Below are 1,180 nucleotides of genomic sequence, written 5' to 3' on the forward strand. Positions count from 1 at the left end.
GCCCTGGTCGCCGCCCTGCCGCTGCCCGCCACCGGCCACGACCCGCAGGTGCCCGCGACCGGTGCGCCGCCCCTGCCCGAGGCGGTCACCACGTGAGCACCCGCACCCTGGCTGGGACCTCGTCCCCGTCCGTCGACCCGCACCTGGCCCGGCGCCTGGTCCAGGAGTGGGACGAGCAGCAGCAGCGGTACGCCCTGCACCGGGACACCCGCTTCGAGGTCGTCCTCGACGTCCTCGCCGGTCACCCAGGCCCGGCGAACCCGACCGTCGTGGACCTCGGGTGCGGGCCGGGCTCCCTCACCGCCAGGGTCGCCCGGCGCCTGCCGTCAGCCCACGTGATCGGCCTGGACGCCGACCCGCTGCTCCTCGCCCTCGGCCGCGCCGCGTGCCCCGAGGTCGGCCGGTTCACCCAGGTGCTCATCGGTGCACCCGGATGGCCCCGCACCGCCGGTCTCACCCGACCCGTCGACGCGGTCGTCTCCTCCACAGCCCTGCACTACCTCGACCCGGAGGCCCTCGCCCGTCTCTACCGGGACCTCGCCGCCCTGGTGCGCCCCGGTGGGCTGCTCGTCAACGCCGACCACCTCCCCAGCGGCGACCCCGCCCTGGACGCGGTGCACGCACGGCTCCTCCCACCCGCCGGTGACCTCCCTCAGCGGGACTGGGCCCAGTGGTGGCAGGACGTCGAGTCCCACCCCGACATGGCCGACCTCCTCGCCCTGCGCCGCCAGGGACCCACCGTCAGCGGCGACCACGCCGTCCCGCTCGCGGTGCACACCGCCCTGCTCCGCAGAGCCGGCTTCACCAGCGTCGGCACCGCCTGGCAGCACGGGACCAGCGTCGTGCTGGTCGCCGTGCGCTGAGCACACCCCACCTGATCCACCCCAACCCGAACCCATCGAGAAGAGGAACCCCCATGACCACCCCCACCCGACGCCCGCGCGCCCGGACCCTCGCGGCCGGCCTCGCGGTCGCCGTCGCCGCGCTCGCGGCGTGCACCCCAGCCACCGAGGACCCCGAGGTCGCTGCCGAGAGGATCACCGACGAGCGCGTCGTCGTCGACCACTGGGACCGTGAGGTCACGCTCCCCGGCACCGTCGAGCGCGCCGTGGTCATGGAGTGGGAGGGCCTGGTCGCGAAGTCGATGCAGATCTTCGGCATCGCCGACCGCATCGTGGGT

1 protein-coding gene and 1 pseudogene are annotated in these 1,180 nt (G+C 75.2%); both read left to right on the plus strand.

What is annotated here, in order from left to right:
• Positions 1-92 precede the first annotated feature (92 nt).
• Entirely contained in the window at positions 93-863 is a 771-nt protein-coding gene (locus N869_RS15225) for a class I SAM-dependent methyltransferase (protein WP_198026111.1), read from the plus strand.
• A 53-nt stretch (positions 864-916) separates the two neighbouring features.
• A pseudogene (locus N869_RS15230) lies at positions 917-1,180 on the plus strand (hypothetical protein); the annotation flags it as partial.

Source organism: Cellulomonas bogoriensis 69B4 = DSM 16987, assembly GCF_000767165.1.
Classification (GTDB): domain Bacteria; phylum Actinomycetota; class Actinomycetes; order Actinomycetales; family Cellulomonadaceae; genus Actinotalea; species Actinotalea bogoriensis.